This is a genomic window from Lentzea sp. CC55, assembly GCF_021056325.1.
Classification (GTDB): domain Bacteria; phylum Actinomycetota; class Actinomycetes; order Mycobacteriales; family Pseudonocardiaceae; genus Lentzea; species Lentzea jiangxiensis.
The window spans coordinates 84,465-105,467 of sequence record NZ_JAJCXE010000001.1 but is presented as its reverse complement, the minus strand read 5'-3'; the positions used below and the strand labels follow the sequence as shown (position 1 = coordinate 105,467).

Sequence of the window (21,003 nt, the reverse complement as noted above, 5' to 3'; positions counted from 1 at the left end):
GACACTGGACCGGTGCCCGAGCTACCCGAGGTAGAAGCACTGGTCCACCACCTGCGTGAACACGCTGTCGGCCGCACCGTCCACCGCGTCGACGTGGTGTCGCTGCAGGTGTTGAAGACGTTCGACCCGCCGTGGACAGCGCTGCACGGCCAGGAGGTCGTGGCCGCGCACCGGCACGGCAAGCACCTCGACCTGGAGGTCGCGGACGGCCTGCACCTCGTCGTCCACCTCGCGCGCGCCGGCTGGCTGCGCTGGGCCGACACCATGGCCGCGCCACCGCCCAAGCAGGGCAGGGGGCCGCTGGCGCTGCGCGTGCACCTCGGCCCGCCCGGCCAGGGACCGGGGTTCGACCTGACGGAGGCGGGCACGAAGAAAGGGCTCGCGGCGTGGATCGTGCGCGACCCGAAGACGATCGCGAGCGTCGCGAGGCTGGGCCTCGACGCGCTGGGGATCACCCGCACGCAGCTGGAAGACCTGTTCGCCCAGCGGACCGAGCGGCTCAAGACGGCGCTGACGGACCAGAGCCTGATCGCGGGCATCGGCAACGCCTACTCCGACGAGATCCTGCACATGGCGCGGCTGTCGCCGTACGCGACGGCGGGCAAGCTGAACGACGAACAGCTCGACCACCTGCACGAGGCGATGCTGAGCACCCTGACCGATGCGGTCGCACGGTCCGTGGGTCAGGACGCGGCCCGGCTCAAGGGCGAGAAGCGGTCGGGCCTGCGGGTGCACGCGCGCACGGGCCTGCCGTGCCCCATCTGCGGTGACACGGTCCGCGAGGTGTCGTTCGCGGACAAGGCGTTCCAGTACTGCCCGACCTGCCAGACCGGCGGCAAGCCCCTGGCCGACCGCCGGTTGTCGCGGCTGCTCAAGTGACGACGAGGACCTCCAGGGTGCGGGGGCCGTGGACGCCCTCCACCCGGTTGAGCTCGATGTCGCTCGTCGCCGACGGGCCGCTGATGAACGTCAGCGGCCGGGTGGGCTCCAGCCTGTGCAACGCCTCCGGCACCGACGCGGCGATCTGGTCCGCCCGCACGACGCACAGGTGGTGGTCGGGGAGCAGCGTGAGCGCGCGCCGTCCCTGCGCCACACCGCCGTCGAGGACGATCGTGCCGGTGTCCGCGATCGCCACCGCGCACCCGGTGAGCACGCCGTCCGACCGGTCGAGCTCCTCGATGGTGAGCGGCTCGTGCAGCCACTCCACACCGTCGACCAGCCACTCGGCCGGGACGTCCCGCGGCACGACGATCCTCTTGCCGCGCAGGCGGTCGAGCGCCCCGGGAACGTCCGTGACGACGTGCACGACCGCGCGGTAGTCGGCGACCCGTTCGGCGAACAGCTCGACGCCGCCCGGTCCGGTGTCGCGGTAACCGCGGACGACAGGGTCCGCCGCGGGCACTCGTGCGTCTCGGATGCGCCGCAGGATCTCCTCCCGAGCACTAGCCACGGTTCCTCCTCCACCAGGCGCGGAACGACTCGGACGGCGGCGCGGGCACGTCACGGGACGACGTCCACCTCGAACCGGGCCACGGCAGCGACGTGATGCGCCCGTCCCTGGCCAGGAACCGTGCCAGGGCACCGGCTCTCTGCGCCTTCTCGTAGCGCGACGCCTCCCTGAACATCCACGCGGCGGCGGCCATCGCGACGGACTCCGCCGTGCGCCCCTTGGCCTCCACGGCCTCGGCGCGCAGGTGCGTGAGGACGGACGGGATGTCGATGCGCACCGGGCAGACCTCGAAGCACGCGCCGCAAAGCGAAGAGGCGTAGGGCAGTGAGGCCGCCTGCGGGTCGTGCATGTCGCCGACCAGCTGCGGTGTCAGGATCGCGCCGATCGGTCCCGGGTAGACCGAGCCGTACGACTGACCGCCGGTGCGTTCGTAGACCGGGCAGACGTTGAGGCACGCCGAGCACCGGATGCACCGGAGGGCCTGACGACCGATGGAGTCCCGCAGCGTCGCGGTGCGCCCGTTGTCGATCAGCACGAGGTGGAAGCTCTGCGGACCGTCGCCGGGGGTCACGCCGGTCCAGACGCTCGTGTACGGGTTCATCCGCTCCGCGGTCGAGGAGCGGGGCAGCAGCTGCAGGAAGACCTCGAGGTCCTGCCACGACGGCACGAGCTTCTCGATGCCCATCACCGTGATCAGCGTGTCCGGCAGCGTCAGGCACATCCGGCCGTTGCCCTCGGACTCCAGCACCACGATCGACCCGGTGTCGGCGACGGCGAAGTTCGCGCCCGAGATGGCGACCTTGGTGGTGAGGAACTTCTCGCGCAGGTAGACCCGTGCCGCCTCGGCGAGGTCGGCCGGTTCGTCGGACACCTCGACGCCCATGCGGCGCCGGAAGATCTCGCGGATCTCCGAGCGGTTGCGGTGGATCGCGGGCACCAGGATGTGCGACGGGCGGTCGTCGCCGAGCTGCACGATCAGCTCGGCGAGGTCGGTCTCGACGGCGTGCACGCCGCCGGCTTCGAGGGCCTCGTTGAGCCCGATCTCGGCCGTGGCCATCGACTTGACCTTGACGACCTCGGTCGCCCGTTCCTCCCGGCACAGGTCGAGCACGATCCGGTTCGCCTCCTCGGCGTCCCGTGCCCAGTGGACGATTCCACCGCGAGCCGTGACCGACTCCTCGAGCTGTACGAGGAGCGTGTCGAGGCGCGCCAGGACGTCGTTCTTGATCTGCTCGCCGGCGACCCTGAGCTGTTCCCAGTCGGTCATCTCGGCGACCGCGGCGGCCCGGCGAGCGCGGATGGTGCCGGTGGCCCTGCGCAGGTTCTGCCGCAGCTGCGTGTCGGCCAGCGCCTCGTGCGCGGCCTTCGGGAACGTCGGGCTGCCGAGCCACGTCACCGGGTTGCGAGCCACGGGTCCTCCTCCGTCGAAGCCAGGATCTCCGCCAGGTGCACCGGCCGCACACCCGCGCGCAGCCGGGAGAGCCCGCCGCCGATGTGCATGAGGCAGGAGTTGTCGCCCGCGCTCAGCACCTCGGCCCCGGTCGAGAGCACGCACGTCATCTTGTCCGCGAGCATCGCCGTGGACGTCTCGGCGTTCTTCACCGCGAACGTGCCGCCGAAGCCGCAGCAGTGCGTCGAGTCCGGCAGTTCCACCAGATCGAGTGCCTTCACGGCCCTGAGCAGCGCCAGCGGCTTGTCCCCGACGCCCAGCATGCGCAACGAGTGGCACGTGGGGTGGTAGGTGACCCGGTGGGGGAACCACGCGCCGACGTCCGTCACGCCCAGCACGTCCACGAGGAATTCGGCGAGTTCGAACGTCCTCGGCGGGGACTCACCCAGCGCGGGGTGGATCTCCCTGACCATGCCGGCGCACGACCCGGATGGCGCAACGACGTGGTCGTAGCCGCTGAAGACGTCGGTGTACTTGCGGGCCAGCGGCTTCGCGTGCTCCCGGTAGCCGGTGTTGAAGTGCATCTGGCCGCAGCACGTCTGGTCGAGCGGGAACTCGACCGAACAGCCGAGTCGTTCGAGCAAACGCACCACGGCACGGGCCGTCTCGGGGAAGAACGTGTCCGTCAGGCAGGTCGCGAACAGAGCCACTCTCACCCGCACACCCTCCCCCCAAATTCATCGGATGTCTACCCGCGGCGGTGGACCGTACGGGCGTACGGCGGGCGCGCCTCTTGCTATAGGGGTGCCCCACAGCACAGCATGTGCACCGTGGGCGACCTGTTGACCGAGCGCGCGGTGCTCGGTGTCATCGCGACTCTGGCAGTTTTAGGCCTCTTCGTGATGCTGTGCCGCGCCCGACGGGTCAGCACCTCCGTCGAGGACGCCGTGATGGACATGCTCGACCGCATGTCCAAGGCGTCGAGCGACCTCCGCGCGGGCCTGACCCAGGAGGCCGCCGACAAGGCCACGCCCCACCTGCGCGAGATGCTGCGGTGCGTCGCGGTCGCCATCACCGACGAAGAAGGCACCGTCCTGTCGTGGGACGGCGGCGCGAACGACCACTACGAGTACCTCCGCGACACGGTGGCACGAGCCATCAACAACTGCCACAAGGAACACGTCGACCACCGCAAGCTCGGCTGCGAGCTGCAGGGCCCGTGCTCCCTGCACAGCGTTGTCGTCGTGCCGCTCGTCGTCGAAGGCGACGTGGCGGGCACGTTGATCGTGGTGTCCGGCGTGGCCTCGAAGCGCCAGATCCGCATGGCCGAGGAGACCGCCCGCTTCGTCTCGACCCAGCTGGAGCTGGAGGTCGTGCAGAAGCAGCGGCAGGCCCTCGCCCAGGCCGAGGTGAAGGCGCTGCGGGCGCAGATCTCGCCGCACTTCGTCTACAACGCCCTGAACACGATCTCCTCGCTGATCCGCACCGATCCGGCGCACGCCCGCGAGCTGCTGCAGGAGTTCGCGGAGTTCACGCGCTACTCGTTCCGCACCGACGGCCTGTTCACGACGCTGTCGGACGAGCTGACCAACATCGACCGCTACCTCACCATCGAGCAGGCCAGGTACGGCTCGCGGCTGACCGTGCGCCTGCGCATCGCCCCCGAGGTGCTGCAGGTCGTCCTGCCGTTCCTCGTGCTCCAGCCGCTGGTCGAGAACGCGGTCCGCCACGGCCTCGCCAAGAAGCCCGGCGGCGGCATGCTCACCATCACCGCCGAGGACAACGGCAGCGAGGCCCTGATCAGCGTCGAGGACGACGGCGTCGGCATGGACCCGGACCGCCTCGACGACATCAAGGACGCCCACCAGACCGGCGCGCACGTCGGCATCGGCAACATCAACGACCGCATGCGCACCGTGTTCGGCGCCGAGTACGCCCTGGTCGTCGAGACCGCGCCGAACGCGGGCACGAAGGTGATCCTCAAGGTGCCGAAGTTCGCCCGCAACGTGCTGCCGAACCTGAACCTGGGCAACCAGCTGACGGACGAGCCGATGACGAACGAACAGCCGGCGATCCGCGCCTGACCGCACAGGGCTGAGCACGTGGCGTTCGCCTGCTTCGGGACGGCGCAGGGGTTCCCGGCGGACGCCGAGGTGCCGTTGAGCCTCGTGCGTGAGGTCCTGTGGGTTTGCCGGAAAGCCGCGGCGAGCGGCCCGCCGGACAGAACTGGGTCGAGACGGACTGATCCGCGAGCGCGCTCTCAGAAAATTGCAGGGTCAACCATGCTCAACCCGGACGTTCGCCCTGCCGATTGTGGTGGTGACCAATGAACAGCCGGTCCTTCGAACAACCAGAGGCCGGCCGCGAGCAAAGGCCATTCATCCAGTGCAGGAACAACAAGCACCCGAACGCGTCCGCGTCTGCATCAAGTGCACCGCGAAGGGGATCACCAGCTGCAAGTGCTGACGGGGCTCAGCGCGCCGCGACCGCCAGGGTCGTGATCAGCACGACGGCGCACACGCTCCAGCTCACCCACATCCAGTAGATGTGCATGGGCGTCGGCCCGGCGGCGTTCTGCCTGCCCCGGTCGTCCCACCACTCGACATAGCGCTCGAGCCAGCGGATCGGGTTGAACGTCACAGCCCGAACCTAGCACCGGGACGACCACTTCCTGTGTTCCAGGTCACGCGGGAGCGACCGACCACCGTCGAGGCTCCCGCGTGTCCGCGAAACGCACGTACTGTCGAGTACATGAGCGTCACGGACAAGATCGCTGCCCGGCTCCCGAGGGTCATGGACCGCGGTGAACGGCCTCCCGTCGTCGCGGCGGTGCGGTTGCACGGGGTCATCACCCCGCAGTCCTCGCCCGTCGCGCGCAACACGATCAGCCTCCAGAACGTCGAATCGGCGATCAACCGCGCGTTCGACAACGAGCGGCTGATCGCCGTGGCGCTGCTCATCAACTCGCCCGGCGGCGCGCCGACGCAGTCCGCACTCATCGCCGAGCGGATCCGCGAGCTCGCCACCAAGAAGCACGTGCCGGTGCTCGCGTTCTGCGAGGACGTGGCGGCGTCCGGCGGCTACTGGCTGGCGTGCGCGGGTGACGAGATCTACGCGCACGGCACCAGCCTGGTCGGTTCCATCGGCGTCGTGAGCGCGGGCTTCGGGCTCAACGGCCTGCTGGACAAGGCCGGCGTCGAGCGCCGCGTCTACACCGCGGGCGAGAACAAGGTGCGGCTCGACCCGTTCCAGAGGGAGAAGCCCGAGGACGTCGAGTGGCTCAAGGGGCTGCACGCCGACCTGCACGAGCAGTTCAAGGCGTGGGTCACCGAACGCCGGGGCGCCAAGCTCCAGACCGGGGAGGACCTCTTCAGCGGCGAGGTGTGGACCGGGAGCAGGGCCCAGCAGCTCGGGCTGGTCGACGGCATCGGCACCATCCGCAGCGTCATCACGAAGCGCTTCCCGGACGCCGAGCTGACGATCGTCGAGCCGCGCAAGCCGTTGCTGGCCAAGCTGGGGCTCGCCGGTGCGTCCACCCGATCGGGCGATCTCGTGGCGCAGGTGCTGGCCAGTGTCGAGGAACGTGCTCGCTGGTCCCGATTCGGGCTCTGAGCATCAGTTCGGTTTCACAGGGCGTGTCGACACCTGCCCCGGCGTAGACACGACCGCACATTGGTGGGCAAGATGCCCGTCACAGTGAGTACCCCAGAAAGAATGCCGTCCGACAACGCCGGTCTCCTCGTCCTCGCAGTCGACGACGAGGCTCCCGGGCTGAGCGAGATCAAGTTCCTGCTCGAGAGTTCCCCTCACATCAGGAGGGTCCTCACGGCGTTCGACGCCGCGGAGGCCCTGCGCATCCTGAGGGGTGACTACGAGCAGGAGGTCATGGCGAGGACCAAGGCCGGCCTGCCGCCGGTCGACGCGGTGTTCGCCGACATCAACATGCCCGGGCTCTCCGGCATGGATCTCGCACGGGTGCTCAGCGCGTTCCGCTACCCGCCCGCGCTCGTCTTCGTGACGGGGGTCGAGGAGCGCGACGCCCTCGTGACGGCGTTCGACGTCGGTGCGCTCGACTTCATCAACAAGCCGATCAACGAGGAGCGCGTCCTCAAGGCGATCTCGCGGGTCGCCGACCGGGTGGGCCGCACCTCGGCCCCGGCGGCACAGGCGAGCCAGGCGGCGCAGAACCCCGCCGAACCGACCGACGACGAGGTCATCCCCGTCGAGCTCGGCGGCACCATCAAGCTCGTGCCGCGCGCGTCCGTGCGGTACGTCGAGGCGCAGGGCGACTACGCCCGCCTGCACACCCAGGACGGCAGCCACCTGGTGCGCATCCCGCTCGCCCAGCTCGAGGAGCGGTGGGCCAACGCGGGGTTCGTGCGCATCCACCGCTCGTACCTGGTGGCGTTGCCGCTGGTGAGCGAGCTGCGGATGACGGCGAACGGCTACGCGGTCGTCATCGGCACCGGTGAGGGAGCCAAGGAGCTGCCGGTCAGCCGCCGGCACACCAAGGAGCTCAAGGAACGGATCGTGCGACCGCCGAAGAGCGGCTGGTGAGCAGGCACGACGCGGGAAAGCCCGAGCAGCCCGCCCGCGAGGCGTGGCTCGGCGAGCAGGGCCGCAAGCCGCGCCGGCGCAGGGTCGTGCTCGCGGACTCCACGAAGAAGAGCGGCAAGGCCCTGCGCACGATCATCGAGCTGGAGGAGCAGACCAGCGTCGGTGAGAAGCTGGTCCGCGACCTCATCCGCCAGCAGCTCAAGTCGGCGTTCGGGCTCGCTTTCGCGGTCCTGATCGGCATGTGCCTGCTGCCGATCACCTTCTACCTGGTCCCGCAGATCGGGGACCTGGAGTTCCTCGGCATCCCCGTCCCGTGGCTCGTGCTCGGCGCCGCGCCCTTCCCGATCCTCTACTGCGTCGGGTGGGTGTTCCGCAGGCAGGCCGAACGGCACGAGCGGGACTTCGTGAACATGGTCGACCGCTGACGTGACCACCACCGTCTACAGCCTCACCGCCATCGTCCTCATGGCGATGGTGACGTTCCTGCTCGGCTACGTCGGGTCGCGCAAGGCGAACACCACCCCGGACTTCCTGGTGGCGCGCCGCGCGATCCCGGCCACCCGCAACGCCGCCGCGATCTCCGGCGAGTACCTGTCCGCGGCGTCGTTCCTCGGCGTGGCCGGGCTCGTGCTCAAGGACGGCGTCGACGCGCTCTGGTACCCGATCGGCTTCACCGCGGGCTACCTCGCGCTGCTGCTGTTCGTGGCGGCGCCGCTGCGGCGGTCCGGCGCGTACACGTTGCCGGACTTCGCCGAGGCGCGGCTGGGGTCGGTGAACGTGCGGCACTTCAGCACGTTCTTCGTGGTCTGCATCGGTGTGCTGTACCTGGTGCCGCAGCTGCAGTCCGCGGGCCTGACGCTGACCACGATCACCGGCCTGCCCGCGTGGCTCGGCGGCCTGGTCGTCACGGCGATCGTCGTGGTCAACGTCCTCGGCGGCGGCATGCGCGCGATCACGCTGGTGCAGGCGTTCCAGTACTGGGGCAAGCTCTTCGCGATCGCCGCGCCGACGTTCGTGCTGTTCGTGGTGTTCCTGGCGTCGCCGAACCGGGCCACGCAGCCGCTGTCCGACGAGGGCGTGATCCGGTTCCCGCAGGCCGAGAAGATCACCGTGGCCGAGCAGGTCGTGAAGGTCCGCGTCGACGAGCCGCTGATGTTGAGGGTGAGCGGCCAGATCGACGGCAGGGACGCGGACGGGCCGGTGTTCTGGGGCCGCGGGGTCTACGAGCTCAGCCCCGGCACGACGATGGAGTTCACCGCGGGCAGCCCGGTGCCGGTGGTCGAGGGCTCGCCGACGACGAACGACGCCTGGTCGCGGCCGCAGACCGGCGGCATCTCCGAGCTGGTCAGGACGTACTCGCTGATCTTCGCGACGTTCCTCGGCACCATGGGCCTGCCGCACGTGCTGGTCCGCTTCTACACCAACCCCGACGGCAAGGCGGCCCGCCGCACGGCGCTGCACGTGCTCTACCTGCTGGGCCTGTTCTACCTCTTCCCGACGGTGCTCGGCGTGCTGTCGAAGCTCTACCTGCCGCAACTGCTGGTGAACGGCAAGACCGACGCGGCGGTGCTGATGCTGCCGGAGACGATGCTGCCGAACCTGGGCGGGCAGATCCTCGGCGCGATCGTCGCCGCCGGTGCGTTCGCCGCCTTCCTGTCGACCTCGTCGGGACTCGTCGTGTCCGTCGCCGGCGTGGTCTCGACGGACATCCTGCCGGGCAAGGTCCGTGACTTCCGGTGGGCAACCGTGTTCACGGGAGCCATCGCGATCGCGCTCGCGGTGCTGCTGCCGCGCTCCGACGCGTCACTGACGGTGGCCATGTCGTTCGCGCTCGCGGCGTCCACGTTCTGCCCGCTCCTGGTCCTCGGCATCTGGTGGCGCGGCCTCACGTGGGTGGGCGCGGTCTGCGGGCTCGTGGTCGGCGGCGGCCTCGTGATCAGCGCTCAGGTCGTGAGCGTCGTGAGCTCCTACACCGGGCGCTGGGCGCCCGCGTTCATCACCCAGCCTGCGCTGATCACGGTGCCGGTGGCGTTCGCGGTCATGATCGTGGTCAGCAAGGGGACCCGCAGGCGGGTGCCGGCGGACGTCAGCCAGATCCTGCTCCGGCTGCACGCGCCGGACCCGCTGGGCTTCATCCGGGACCGCGACGTCGCCCGCTTCGGAACCGCCGAGGAGAAGGCCCGGATGGCCGAGGGCAAGCGCAGGGGATCTGGACGCGCACGGTAAGTAGCCGACACGAACGGGTGAAAATTAATCACTCGAATCGGTGAACGGTGAACTAAGTCACGCTGAGTGCTATTCGTCTACGGATACTGACCGTTCGTCGCATCACCCGACTGCTGGGCGCAACGGCACGAACGGAGTCTTACCTGAGTGACTCAAGTCTCCATACGGTTCTCGACCAAGAACGGACCGCACCTGGAGGCATTACGTGCACGTCACGTTGCTGACACCTACGACGAGTACCGCGAGGAGGGGCCTGTGAGCACCGTCGATCACACCCCGTCCGAGTCGGCCCCGGACGCGCAGAAGTGGGCCGACGTCCAAGCAAGCGATGACTTCGCCGAGCTGAAGCGCCGGCTCCTCAAGTTCGTCTTCCCCGTCTCCGGCCTGTTCCTCGCGTGGTACCTGCTGTACGTGCTGCTCGCGGACTACGCGCACGGCTTCATGTCCACCAAGGTGCTGGGCAACATCAACGTCGGGCTCATCTTCGGCCTGCTGCAGTTCGTGTCGACGTTCGTCATCACGACGCTGTACGTGCGGCACGCGAACAAGAACCTCGACCCGCTGGCGGAGAAGCTCCGCAACGAGATCGAGGGAGACGGCAAGTGAACGAGTCCAGCCCGATCCTCAACATCAGCATCTTCGGCGTCTTCGTCATCGCCACGCTCATCGTGGTGATCCGGGCGAGCCGCAACACGAAGACCGCCGCGGACTACCTGGCCGCCGGCCGCGCGTTCACCGGTCCGCAGAACGGCATCGCGATCGCCGGTGACTACCTGTCGGCCGCGTCGTTCCTCGGCATCGCGGGCGCCATCGCCCTCAACGGCTACGACGGCTTCCTGTACTCGATCGGCTTCCTGGTGGCGTGGCTCGTCGCGCTGCTGCTGGTCGCCGAGCTGCTGCGCAACACCGGCAAGTACACGATGGGCGACGTGCTGAGCTTCCGGATGCGCCAGCGTCCGGTCCGCGCGGCGGCGGCCACGTCGACGATGGCGGTCTCGTTCTTCTACCTGCTGGCCCAGATGGCCGGTGCCGGTGGTCTCGTCGCCCTGCTGCTCGGCATCACGGGCACCGGCGGCCAAGCCCTCGTCATCGCCGTGGTCGGCGCCCTGATGATCGCCTACGTCCTCATCGGCGGCATGAAGGGCACCACCTGGGTGCAGATCATCAAGGCGGTCCTGCTGATCGCCGGTGCCGGCATCATGACCGTCTGGGTGCTCGGCAAGTACGGCTTCAACCTCTCGTCCCTGCTCGGTGCCGCGGTCGACGCCGCCCCGAAGGCGGGCGAGAAGCTGCTCGGCCCCGGCCTGCAGTACGGCAAGACCGGCACCAGCAAGCTCGACTTCCTCTCGCTGGCGCTCGCCCTGGTGCTCGGCACCGCGGGCCTGCCGCACATCCTGATGCGCTTCTACACCGTGCCGACGGCGAAGGAAGCCCGTCGCTCGGTCGTCTGGGCGATCTGGCTGATCGGCATCTTCTACCTGTTCACCCTGGTTCTGGGCTACGGCGCCGGCGCGCTCGTCGGTCCGGACAAGATCAACGCGGCGCCCGGCAAGGCCAACTCGGCCGCTCCGCTGCTCGCGCTGGAACTGGGTGGCCCGATCCTGCTCGGCCTGATCGCGGCTGTCGCGTTCGCGACGATCCTCGCGGTCGTGGCGGGCCTGACGATCACGGCGTCGGCGTCGTTCGCGCACGACATCTACGCCAACATCATCAAGAAGGGCCAGGCGGAGGACAAGGACTCCGAGGTCAAGGTCGCCCGCCTCACCGCGATCGTCATCGGCCTCGTGTCCATCGGTGGCGGCATCATCGCCAACGGCCAGAACATCGCGTTCCTCGTGGCGCTGGCCTTCGCGGTCGCCGCCTCGGCGAACCTGCCCACGATCCTCTACTCGCTGTTCTGGAAGAGGTTCAACACCTCGGGCGCGCTGTGGAGCATCTACGGCGGTCTGTTCGTGACGATCACCCTGATCATCCTGTCGCCCGCCGTCTCCGGCACGCCGACCTCGATGTTCAAGAACGCCGACTTCGACCTGTTCCCGCTGTCGAACCCCGGCATCGTCTCGATCCCCGTCGCGTTCCTGCTGGGCTACATCGGCACGATCCTGTCGAAGGACAAGGCCGACCCCGTCAAGCAGGCCGAGATGGAGGTCCGCTCCCTCACCGGTGCGGGCGCCGAGAAGGCGATCGCGCACTAGTTCGTCGTCTCCGAAGAACGGGCCGTCCTCAGCGGGGCGGCCCGTTCTTCGTGCGTGCAACCCTGGACCCGCTGACCGCGTACTGAACTGCGAACGCGGCAGAAGCTTGGGGGACCGGTGCGACGAGACGAGGAGTTCTCGGAGTTCTTCACGAGCAGGTTCGACTGGGCGCGGCGCACGGCCTACGCGTTGTGCGGTGACTGGTCGGAGGCGGAGGAACTCGCGCAGAACGCGTTCGTGAAGGCGTACGCGAAGTGGCCGGGCATCAGGCGCGAAACGGCGGAGGGGTACGTCCGCACCATCGTGACGCGCCTGTTCCTCGACAGCAGGCGTCGTGGCCGCGAGCGCGAACGTCCTGTCGCCGATCTCCCCGAACGCGGCGTCGGCGGTGGCTTCTCCGATCCCGACGCCAAGCTCAACGCCGCGTTGCAGCAGGTGGGGCCCAAGCAGCGGGCCGCGCTCGTGCTGCGGTTCGTGCACGACCTGTCCGTCGAACAGACCGCTGCCGAGCTGGGCTGTTCGGTCGGCAACGTGAAAAGTCAGACAGCCAGGGGTTTGGCGGCGCTCCGCGAGGCGTACGGCGAGCCGGTCAACTCGGAGTGTGCTTGATGGACATCGAAGAGAAGCTGCGCGGAGCTCTCGACATCGCCGCGCCCCCACCCACGACGACGCTGGACGCCGTGCTGAAGCGCGGTCGCCGCAGGGTGTTCGCCCAGCGGGCCGGGGCGATGCTCGGCGTGGTCGCGGTGGTGGCCGGTATCGGCATCGGCGCCACGACGCTGAACCAGGCCGCACCGGCACCGCAGCACGCCGACCGGCCGCCCGCCACCACGGAGCGCGCGTTGGCCTGGCCTCGGGTGAACACGCCACCGCAGACCCCGTACAGGACCTGGTCGCCCGCGTCCACGGCCCCACCGCCCGCGGGGAGGGCCGTGGTCGACATCCCCCTGTGCGACATCAAGAGGCCGTCCGTGCCGCGGAATCCGGGCCTCGGAGCGGAGCAGCTGGCTCCCGAGCTCATCGCCCGGTGGCGTGATCGGGTGAGGGAGGTCCTGCCGGAGATGACCATCGGTGAGGTGTCGGGCTACCCGTCCAACGTCTTCTACACGTTCGACGTGTCCGACGCCCTCGGCACCGGCAGCATCCGGATCTGGGCCGCCAGGTTCTCCGGTACGCCACAAGCCAGTGCCGACGACGCGCTGTGGGAGACCGGGGACTGCGAGCCCGCCCGGCGGCTCGTCCGACCGGACGGAGCGGTCATGCAGCTGCACAGCGTGCGGCCGAAGGAGCCGTTCCAAACGCTCACCCAGGCGCTCGCCGTGTTCCGCGTGGACGGCCTGCTCGTCCAGCTCGAGGTGAGCAACTACGGAAGCCCGGACTTGACCGCCGACGACCCGGCGAACCCCGCCGCCACGCGGCGCACCGGTGCCGGCCGTACGACGCTGCCGTTGTCGGAAGAGCAGTTCGCCAGGCTCGGGCCCGTCTTCGCGGAGTAGGGACCGGGATGTTGCCGTGCCGGAGGTTCACGTCCGTGCAACCTCCGGCATGGGAACATCTACGGCGTGACTGTTCCAAGCGTGGAGATCGCCGACGTTCCGGCGCAGCTGCCCGAGGGCGCCGTCCTGCTGGACGTGCGCGAGCAGGACGAGTGGGACGCCGGCCACGCACCCGGCGCGCTGCACATCCCCATGAGCGAGATCGCCGGCCGTCTCGAGGACGTGCCGAACGACGTGCAGCTCTACGTCGTGTGCCGTGCCGGTGGCCGCTCCGCCCGCGTGACCCAGTACCTCAACCAGAACGGCTGGGAGGCCGTCAACGTCGAGGGCGGCATGCAGCACTGGGAGGCCGCCGGCCGTCCGCTCGAGGGCGGCGTCGACGGCATGGAACCCGAGGTCATCTGATCGTGCAGCCGTTGCAGCCGATGCGCGTGGACTGGGTGGCGACCCCGCCACCCGGTGCCTACCCACAGCCGCAGTCGAGGCCGCAGCGGCTGTCCTACGGCGGACCGCCGAACTACCCGGTGCCGCCGCGCTGGGGCTTCCCGCTGCTCGCGTGGCGCTGGCCCACGGCCGTGCCCGGCAGGGTCGAGCGCGCCGACTCGGTCGACGGCGTGCGCCGCCTCGGCAGGACCGCGCAGAACTCGCTCTGGCTGCTCGCCGCCGTCGCCGTCTGGGCCGCGTTCTCCGAGGTCTGGCGCTACGTGCTGGTCGCGATGAGCCGCTTCGGCGCGCTGTCGCCCGGCGTCGTCAGCGCGTCGGACGCGATGGTGGTGTCCTCCTCGGCCATCACGATCTGCGGCTGCGTGCTCTCGCTGGTCCTCACGCTGCTGTGGGTGCGGCGCACGCGGAACGTCGCGGCGACGCTGGTGGGCTACGGCCCGTCCCGCTCGGACGGCGAAGCACTGCTCGGCCTGGTCGTGCCCGGTGTCAACCTCGTCGTCCCCGGCTCGGTGCTGGCCGAGCTCGAACACGCCGTGACCCGCAGGCCCGCCGGCGAACGCCCCCGCCCGTCGAAGCTCCTGCGCTGGTGGTGGGGCTTCTGGGCGGGCTCCGGTCTGCTGTTCGCGATCACCGTCCTGTGGTCGTTCCGCGACAGCACCCAGGCGCTCGCGGACGGCGTGCTGCTGCACGCGTTCGCCGACCTCGTGCTCGCCGGCGTCGCGGTGACGACAGCACTGGTCGTCCGCCGCACCACCACGCTGCTGCTGCCGGTGGACTCCGCGTCCGTCCGGCTGTTGCGGGTGGTGGAGGTCAAGGACGCCCCCGAACCCCCGCTGCGGTCCGTCCGCGCCTCCGGCTCGCCCCGCTGACCGTTCAGCCGACGTTCGCCCTGCCGGACCTGCCGGCGCCGTGCCGCGAGTGCCAGGTTGGGTGGATGCGGACACTCATCGGGGCCTTGGTGATCGCGCTGGTCGCACCGGGCGTCGCTCAGGCGCACCACCGGGACTTCGACCTCCAGGCGCACCGCGGCGGCATCGGCCTGACCGTCGAGAGCACCCTCAAGGCGTTCGGCACAGCGCTCGAACTGGGCGTCACCACCCTGGAGCTGGACATCCAGATCACCAGGGACGGCCGCGAGGTCATCACCCACGACCGCAAGACCAACCCGGCGAAGTGCCAGGACACCGCGCCCGCCTTCCCGGGTGACCCGGCGTTCCCCTACGCGGGCAAGTACGTGAAGGACCTGACGTTCGCCCAGGTGCGCACCCTCGACTGCGGCAGCACGAGGTGGTCCCAGTACCCCGGCCAGGAACTCTCGCCGGGCGCCCGCATGCCCACCCTGCGGGAGCTCTTCGACCTGGCCCGCCGCCACCGGGCGTGGGGCGTCCGCTTCAACATCGAGACCAAGGTCGAAGCCGCCGCACCCCACGAAACGGCCCCGCGCGAACAGTTCGTGCAGCGCGCCGTCCACGAGATCCGCCGCTCCGGCTTCCTGCGGAACGTGACCGTCCAGTCGTTCGACTGGGGCACCCTGATGCGCGTGCGCCAGGTCGAACCCCGCATCCCGCTGGTGGCGCTGACCCAGCCCGAGATGCTCCGCCCCGGCTCACCGTGGACAGGAGGCCTGGAACTGGCGGACTTCGGCGGCAGCGTGGCCCGCGCCGTCCGCAGCTTCGGCGCGCACGCCCTGTCCCCGGTGCACGGCAACCCGCAGAACGGCAAGGCCGGCGACCCCGGTTACGTCCCGTTCACGACGAAGGAGTTGGTCCGGGACGCCCACCGCCAGGGGCTGAAGGTGGTCCCGTGGACGGTGAACGACCCGGCGACGATGCACAAGCTGATCGACGACGGGGTGGACGGCATCATCACCGACTACCCGGACCGGCTGCGCGTCGTGATGGAGGAGCGCGGCTTCAAGCTCCCCAGGCGGTACTAGCGCGGCCGCCCGGTCACCCGCCGTTGCCGAGGGACAGGGAGTGCAGGCCGCGGATGACGAACTCCGCGCGGCGGCCGGGTTCCCCGGCCAGGACGGCGCCGGGCAGCTTGCGGTGCAACGCCGACAGCGCGGCCTCGACCTCGATGCGGGCCAGGGGCGCGCCGAGGCAGTAGTGGATGCCCATGCCGAACCCGAGGTGCTGGTTCTTCTCGCGGCCGATGTCCAGCACGTCGGGGTTGTCGAACACCAGCGGGTCGCGGGCGGCGGCGCCGAGCAGGGCGGCGATCTTCTCACCCGGTTCGACAACGTGACCGGCGATCTCCACGCGTTCGGTGGCCGTGCGTTCGAAGAGCTGCAACGGCGAGTCGAAGCGGATGAGCTCCTCGACGGCCGTGGGCATCAGCTCCGGCGAGAGGCGCTCCCACTGCGAACGGTGCTGCATCAGCGCGTTGACGCCGTTGCCGATGACGTTGACCGTGGCTTCGTGGCCTGCCATCAGCAGAAGGACGGCCGTGGCGACCAGTTCGTCCTCGGTGAGCCTGGCGCCGTCGGTGTCGGTGACGGCCACGAGGTCGGACACCAGGTCGGAGCCGGGGGAGACGCGGCGCAGCGCGACCAGCTCGCGCAGGTAGGCGACGAACTCGGCGGCGGCGCGTTCGGCGGCGGCCCGCTGGTCGGCGGGGAGGCCGTACTCGTACATCTTCACGATGGCGTTCGACCACGGCTGCAGCAGGTAGCGGTCCTCGCCGGGCACGCCGAGCAGTTCGGCGATCACCTCGACGGGCAGCGGCGCGGCCACGTGCGCGAGCAGGTCCGCCTGGCCCTGGTCGGAGATCTTCGCGACGAGCTCGTCGACGAGGCGGTCGGCCAGTTCGGCGACCCACGGCCGCAGGCGCTCGACGTGGCCGCGGCCGAACGCGGCGGCGACCAGGCGGCGCAGGCGGGTGTGCGTCGGCGGCTCGTTCTCCAGCAGCGAGTTGCGGTGCAGGAGGTTGAACGCCATGAACTGCTCGACCGGCTTGACGTCCGACCAGATCCGGCCGAGCGACCGGTGCCGCAGCACGGCCGAACACGCCGCGTGCGAGACGGCGACGGCGACGCCCAGCTGCTCGTGGTGGTGCACCTCACCGGCTTCGCGCAGGGCGGCGAAAGCCGGGTAGGGGTCGGCGATGAAGGCGGGATCGCGCTGGTCGAACGTCACAAGGCGGGACGGTAAGTCGCGATTCGCGATTCGTCCACGCAGATTTGATTGATGACTCAAATTGTTGCGAAGCAACTATCGTTCCGCTTGTGCAGCTGCCTTCGATCGTCGCGCACCGTGGCGCGTCCACCGACCGTCCCGAGCACACCATCGGCGCCTACGAGCTCGCGCTCGAAGAGGGCGCGGACGGCCTTGAGTGCGACATCCGTTTGTCACGCGATGGCGAGATCGTGTGTGTGCACGACCGCACGCTCTCCCGCACGTCCAACGGCCGTGGCACGGTCAGCGCACTATCACTCGAACAGCTGAAGGCGTACGACTACGGCAGCTGGCACCGCCACGGGCAGCCGGCCGGACTGCTCGTGCTCGACGAGCTGCTGGAGCTGGTCAAGGGCACGAACGTGCAGCTCTTCGTCGAGACCAAGCACCCGGTCCGGTACCGCAACGACGTCGAACGCAAGCTCGCCGAGGCGTTGAAGAGGCACCGGCTCGACGCGCAGATCGTCATGATGTCGTTCTCCCCGACGGCCGTGAAGGTCTTCCGCGACCTGGCTCCGGCCGTTCGCACGGTGCTGTTGCTCGACCGCCTCGGCCGATACCGCAGCGGCGCGTTGCCGTCGTTCGCCGACTACACCGGGCCGGGGGCGCACCTGCTGCGCAACGACCCCGGATATGTCGATCGCGCGCGCAAGGCGGGCCACGAGACGTACGTGTGGACGGTGGACAGCGCCGAGGACATCGCGCTGTGCCGTGACCTGGGGGTCCGTTACCTCGCGACGAACGCCCCGGCGAACACCCGCCGCCTGCTGACGGCTAACTTGGCGACCTGACCAAGCCTGAACACGAGGAGGGGCCGAGGTGGCCAAGCGGACCGCGGTCAAGGACGCACCGAAGGACGGGATCAACCCGAAGCAGCCCTGCCCGTGCGGGTCCGGCAAGCGCTACAAGGCCTGCCACGGCGCGCCCGGTGGCGCGACCGACGTGATCGTGTCCCGGCCGTTCGAGGGCCTCGCCGCCGAGTGCGAGCTGATCGCGCTGCGCGAGTTCGTGCCGTCGGCGGTCGTGAAGCTGCCGGTCAAGGACGGGCGCGAGGTCACGCTGGCCACGGTGCTGCCGATGGCGGCCGCCGGTCTGATCCGCGGCGACGACGTGCCGTTCGTGGGCCTGCAGGTCCAGACGCGGTCCGGCGACATCAGCCGCGACCTCGCGCGCGCGGTGCAGTGGGCGCAGCAGGCGAAGACCGGTGACGTGCTCGCGGTCGTCGGCCCGGACAACGGTGAGAACCCCGGCCGCCTGCAGGACCTCCTCGACCCCGAGGCCGAGATCACGCCCGTGCTGCACACCGACTTCATCTGGTGGATGCCGGAGGGCACCGAGCCGACCGGTGACGTCGCGCTGTCGCTGGAGCGCGCGAACGCGGCGATCCTGCCGACCGAGCGCCTCGACGCGCCCGGCGTGAAGGCCGCCTACTGGGTGGATGCGGGCGACAAGGCGCACCTGCGCTGGGTCCGCCCGGAGCCCGAGGAGAAGTTGCTGACCGCGATGGCCCGCCTGGCCGCCCGCGGCGAGCTCGACCTCGGCGAGGGCTCCCGCTACGCCGGTTCGTTCCGCGCGCACGGCCTGCTCGTGCCGGTCTGGGACCTCGACCGCGAGATGCACGCCCGCGAGTGGGCCGAGCCGGCCGAGGCCCTCGGCCAGCGCCTGCTGGAGGCCCTGGCCTCCGACGAGCCGCTGAGCGACGCCGAGCGCCGCGCCCGTGAGGGCCTGCGGGGACGTCAGATCACCCTGCGCTAGTCCACAGGTTGTCCACATAGTTGTACACAGGGAGCTGTGGACAGGTGCTGCTGCACATCATCACGACGGCCGGCTGGGCTGCCGCCCGGTCGGCCGGCTCCATCACGCCCGCCGGGGGCGAAGAGTTCGTGCACTGCTCCGACCGCGGTGTCGTGCACGTGACGGCCGGCAAGTTCTTCCACGGGCAGACCGGGCTGTTGCTGCTGGTCGTCGACCCGAAGCTGATCGACGCCCCCGTCAGGTGGGAGGCGGTGCCCGACTCGCCGCTGTGGTTCCCGCACGTCTACGGCCCCATCCCGGTGACGGCGGTCCAGGAGGTCCACGACTTCCCGCCGCGGCCGGACGGCTCGTTCGTCCTGCCGGACGCCGTCGCGACTCCCTGATCCCGCGAGGCAACCGCTTCGCCGTCTTGCGCGTGCACACCCCGGGGCAGTTTGCTTCGGGGAGGGGGCCGTGCCGTGACGGCGGTGCTGCAGAGGGGACCAGCCGCCGAGTGGGGCGGGGGGAGAGCGGAAGCCGTGGGGGATTTCGCGGAGTTCGTGCGCGCGTCCATGCCGGGGCTTCTGCGTTATGGCCACGCCCTGACGGGAAATCCGCACGACTCCGCCGACCTGGTGCAGTCCGTGCTCGAGAAGGTCGGCTCGCGCTGGGCCGCGGTGCAGCGCAAAGGCGACGACCCGCTCGCGTACGTCCGCCGCGCGATGGCGAACACCCACATCAGCGTCTGGCGCCGCCGCCGCAGGGAGAACCTCGTCGCGGAGATCCCCGACAGAGGTGCCGTGGCACCCGAGCTCAGCAGGCTCGAGAACGAACCTCTCTGGCAAGCCTTGCGCGCACTGCCGCCGCGCCAGCGGGCGGTGGTCGTGCTCCGCTACTACGAGAACCTCTCCGAGGCCGAGATCGCGGACGCGCTCGGGATCTCGTGCGGCACGGTGAAGAGCCAGAGCAGCAAGGCGATGGCGAGCCTGCGGGCACGCCTGGGAAGGGACTGACCGGTGGGCGACCTCGACGACGACCTGCGCAGGCTGTTCGGCGACGACCGGCTCGACGTCCACCCGGCGCCGGACGCGACCGACGCCGTGCTGCGCGGTGCCCACCGGCGCCGCCGGCGGCGTGCCGCGATCTCCAGCGCGTTCCTCGTGGTGGCGCTGGTCGGCGTGGGGCTCGGGGCGACCCAGCTCCGCACGCTGTCGCACGACGACCCCGCCGACGAGTTGCTGGAGACCGCCACCTCCACCGCCTCCACGACCTCGCTGCCACCGTCGACCAGCACGGTCGCCGCGCCCGGCTCCTCGGGGCGGCCGGTCACGCCGCCGGCCTCCAGTGGCGGCACCACCACGCCTCCGGGCACCGGGACGGGCAAGCCGCGGACGACAACGCCGTCCCCACCGCCGCCACCGCCCGCGGAGCCGGGCAGGCTCGGGGCGCTGCTGCTCGGGATGTCCGAGGCCGACGCGCTGGCGACCGGCGCGTTGATCGAGCCGAGCAGCCCGGCCGACCAGGAGAACCGGTGCAAGGCCTACGCCACCCGGTCGGTGCCCGACGGCGACGCCGTGGTGATCTCACCGGCCAGGGGGATCGTGCGGATCACGCGGCCGAGCACGGCCAAGACGCAGAAGAACGTCGGCGTCGGCTCGACGGTGGCCGAGGTGAAGGCCGCCTACGGCAACGCCACGCAGAGCGGGACGACCGTGCTCGTGCCGATGGCCACGTCGCCTTCGTGGTCGTACGTCTTCACGACGAACGGCACCACGGTCACGACGGTCCACATGCGGCTGGCCGCCGACGACTGCCCGGCCGCCTGAAAAATTCTTCCGGCCACCACGTCGAGATCCGCGTTGCGGCGTCGTCCCCGGTGGTGACAGTGGCCAGGATGGTCGCGACAACACCGAGGGAGACCCCAGAGATGGCGAAGTACCTGCTGCTCAAGCACTACCGCGGCGCCCCGGAGCCGGTGAACAACGTGCCGATGGACCAGTGGTCGCCGGACGAGATCACCGCGCACATCGACTACATGAACACCTTCGCGGAGAAGCTCAAGACCACCGGTGAGTTCGTCGACGGCCAGGCCCTCGCGCAGGAGGGCGCCTGGGTCCGTTACGACGGCGAGGGCAGGCCGCCCGTGACCGACGGCCCGTTCGCCGAGACGAAGGACCTGATCGCGGGCTGGATGGTCGTCGACGTCGACAGCTACGAGCGCGCGGTGGAGCTCGCCGGTGAGCTGTCGGCGGCACCGGGCAAGGACGGCAAGCCGATCCACGAATGGCTCGAGGTCCGCCCGTTCTACGGCACTCCGCCGACGATCACGGAGTGA

General features: G+C 70.1%; 25 protein-coding genes. 20 read left to right on the top strand and 5 right to left on the bottom strand.

Annotated features, from left to right (window positions below; all coding sequences use genetic code 11):
• Positions 1-12 precede the first annotated feature (12 nt).
• Entirely contained in the window at positions 13-879 is an 867-nt protein-coding gene (locus tag L6E10_RS00545; protein WP_236215798.1) for an Fpg/Nei family DNA glycosylase, read from the top strand.
• Here the strand turns inward: L6E10_RS00545 and L6E10_RS00540 are convergent.
• From L6E10_RS00540 to L6E10_RS00530, 3 genes are read right to left on the bottom strand one after another with little or no spacing between them, the layout of a single operon-like run.
• Positions 872-1,450 carry an LUD domain-containing protein gene (locus L6E10_RS00540; protein WP_236215797.1) on the bottom strand — a complete coding sequence of 193 codons (579 nt, stop codon included), beginning with the start codon at positions 1,448-1,450 and terminating at the stop codon, positions 872-874. The two genes, L6E10_RS00545 and L6E10_RS00540, sit on opposite strands and share 8 nt — an antisense overlap.
• A complete protein-coding gene (locus L6E10_RS00535) occupies positions 1,443-2,861 on the bottom strand; it encodes a LutB/LldF family L-lactate oxidation iron-sulfur protein (protein ID WP_236215796.1) in 1,419 nt (472 codons plus the stop codon). Before L6E10_RS00535 ends, L6E10_RS00540 begins: the two co-directional genes overlap by 8 nt.
• A complete protein-coding gene (locus tag L6E10_RS00530) occupies positions 2,843-3,550 on the bottom strand; it encodes a (Fe-S)-binding protein (RefSeq protein WP_236215821.1) in 708 nt (235 codons plus the stop codon). Before L6E10_RS00530 ends, L6E10_RS00535 begins: the two co-directional genes overlap by 19 nt.
• 111 nt (positions 3,551-3,661) lie before the next feature.
• Between L6E10_RS00530 and L6E10_RS00525 the strand changes: the two genes are divergently transcribed.
• Positions 3,662-4,924: a sensor histidine kinase gene (locus L6E10_RS00525; protein WP_236215795.1), complete on the top strand. Its 1,263-nt coding sequence runs from the start codon at positions 3,662-3,664 to the stop codon at positions 4,922-4,924.
• A gap of 18 nt (positions 4,925-4,942) precedes the next feature.
• Positions 4,943-5,170 (top strand): hypothetical protein, encoded by a 228-nt coding sequence (locus tag L6E10_RS41130; RefSeq protein ID WP_374235421.1) that lies wholly within the window; start codon positions 4,943-4,945, stop codon positions 5,168-5,170.
• Between the two features lie 142 nt (positions 5,171-5,312).
• Here L6E10_RS41130 and L6E10_RS00520 read toward each other — a convergent pair whose 3' ends face one another.
• Positions 5,313-5,480: a hypothetical protein gene (locus tag L6E10_RS00520; protein ID WP_166048541.1), complete on the bottom strand. Its 168-nt coding sequence runs from the start codon at positions 5,478-5,480 to the stop codon at positions 5,313-5,315.
• Positions 5,481-5,591: 111 nt separating this feature from the next.
• Here L6E10_RS00520 and L6E10_RS00515 point away from each other — a divergent pair, with 111 nt between their 5' ends.
• From L6E10_RS00515 to L6E10_RS00465, 11 genes are all read left to right on the top strand, one after another.
• Positions 5,592-6,452 (top strand): S49 family peptidase, encoded by an 861-nt coding sequence (locus L6E10_RS00515; protein WP_236215794.1) that lies wholly within the window; start codon positions 5,592-5,594, stop codon positions 6,450-6,452.
• Between the two features lie 72 nt (positions 6,453-6,524).
• Positions 6,525-7,397 carry a LytR/AlgR family response regulator transcription factor gene (locus L6E10_RS00510; protein ID WP_374235418.1) on the top strand — a complete coding sequence of 291 codons (873 nt, stop codon included), beginning with the start codon at positions 6,525-6,527 and terminating at the stop codon, positions 7,395-7,397.
• Complete coding sequence (locus L6E10_RS00505) at positions 7,394-7,822, top strand: hypothetical protein (protein WP_236215792.1); 429 nt, start codon at positions 7,394-7,396, stop codon at positions 7,820-7,822. The genes L6E10_RS00510 and L6E10_RS00505 overlap by 4 nt, the downstream gene beginning before the upstream one ends.
• Before the next feature lie 40 nt (positions 7,823-7,862).
• Positions 7,863-9,623: a cation acetate symporter gene (locus L6E10_RS00500; protein ID WP_236215820.1), complete on the top strand. Its 1,761-nt coding sequence runs from the start codon at positions 7,863-7,865 to the stop codon at positions 9,621-9,623.
• A gap of 255 nt (positions 9,624-9,878) precedes the next feature.
• Positions 9,879-10,229: a DUF485 domain-containing protein gene (locus L6E10_RS40130; RefSeq protein WP_236215791.1), complete on the top strand. Its 351-nt coding sequence runs from the start codon at positions 9,879-9,881 to the stop codon at positions 10,227-10,229.
• Positions 10,226-11,818 carry a cation acetate symporter gene (locus tag L6E10_RS00490; protein ID WP_236215790.1) on the top strand — a complete coding sequence of 531 codons (1,593 nt, stop codon included), beginning with the start codon at positions 10,226-10,228 and terminating at the stop codon, positions 11,816-11,818. The genes L6E10_RS40130 and L6E10_RS00490 overlap by 4 nt, the downstream gene beginning before the upstream one ends.
• Positions 11,819-11,935: 117 nt before the next feature.
• Positions 11,936-12,427 carry a SigE family RNA polymerase sigma factor gene (locus L6E10_RS00485; protein ID WP_236215789.1) on the top strand — a complete coding sequence of 164 codons (492 nt, stop codon included), beginning with the start codon at positions 11,936-11,938 and terminating at the stop codon, positions 12,425-12,427.
• Entirely contained in the window at positions 12,427-13,314 is an 888-nt protein-coding gene (locus L6E10_RS00480) for a hypothetical protein (protein ID WP_236215788.1), read from the top strand. The genes L6E10_RS00485 and L6E10_RS00480 overlap by 1 nt, the downstream gene beginning before the upstream one ends.
• Positions 13,315-13,380: 66 nt before the next feature.
• Positions 13,381-13,719 (top strand): rhodanese-like domain-containing protein, encoded by a 339-nt coding sequence (locus tag L6E10_RS00475; protein WP_090101760.1) that lies wholly within the window; start codon positions 13,381-13,383, stop codon positions 13,717-13,719.
• A 2-nt stretch (positions 13,720-13,721) separates the two neighbouring features.
• A complete protein-coding gene (locus tag L6E10_RS00470) occupies positions 13,722-14,627 on the top strand; it encodes a DUF4328 domain-containing protein (protein WP_236215787.1) in 906 nt (301 codons plus the stop codon).
• A gap of 65 nt (positions 14,628-14,692) precedes the next feature.
• Positions 14,693-15,694 (top strand): glycerophosphodiester phosphodiesterase, encoded by a 1,002-nt coding sequence (locus tag L6E10_RS00465; protein ID WP_236215786.1) that lies wholly within the window; start codon positions 14,693-14,695, stop codon positions 15,692-15,694.
• 13 nt (positions 15,695-15,707) lie between these two features.
• Here the strand turns inward: L6E10_RS00465 and L6E10_RS00460 are convergent, their stop codons facing one another.
• A complete protein-coding gene (locus L6E10_RS00460; RefSeq protein ID WP_236215785.1) occupies positions 15,708-16,895 on the bottom strand; it encodes a cytochrome P450 in 1,188 nt (395 codons plus the stop codon).
• An 89-nt stretch (positions 16,896-16,984) separates the two neighbouring features.
• Here L6E10_RS00460 and L6E10_RS00455 point away from each other — a divergent pair, with 89 nt between their 5' ends.
• From L6E10_RS00455 to L6E10_RS00430, 6 genes are all read left to right on the top strand, one after another.
• A complete protein-coding gene (locus tag L6E10_RS00455) occupies positions 16,985-17,725 on the top strand; it encodes a glycerophosphodiester phosphodiesterase family protein (RefSeq protein WP_236215784.1) in 741 nt (246 codons plus the stop codon).
• Between the two features lie 28 nt (positions 17,726-17,753).
• A complete protein-coding gene (locus tag L6E10_RS00450) occupies positions 17,754-18,689 on the top strand; it encodes a DUF5926 family protein (protein ID WP_236215783.1) in 936 nt (311 codons plus the stop codon).
• A gap of 44 nt (positions 18,690-18,733) precedes the next feature.
• Positions 18,734-19,072 (top strand): DUF952 domain-containing protein, encoded by a 339-nt coding sequence (locus L6E10_RS00445; protein WP_236215782.1) that lies wholly within the window; start codon positions 18,734-18,736, stop codon positions 19,070-19,072.
• A gap of 135 nt (positions 19,073-19,207) precedes the next feature.
• A complete protein-coding gene (locus L6E10_RS00440) occupies positions 19,208-19,681 on the top strand; it encodes a SigE family RNA polymerase sigma factor (RefSeq protein ID WP_308102639.1) in 474 nt (157 codons plus the stop codon).
• A gap of 3 nt (positions 19,682-19,684) precedes the next feature.
• Positions 19,685-20,494 (top strand): hypothetical protein, encoded by an 810-nt coding sequence (locus tag L6E10_RS00435; RefSeq protein WP_236215781.1) that lies wholly within the window; start codon positions 19,685-19,687, stop codon positions 20,492-20,494.
• Between the two features lie 101 nt (positions 20,495-20,595).
• The gene (locus tag L6E10_RS00430) at positions 20,596-21,003 is read left to right on the top strand and encodes a YciI family protein (protein WP_236215780.1); all 408 of its coding nucleotides are present in this window, start codon (positions 20,596-20,598) and stop codon (positions 21,001-21,003) included.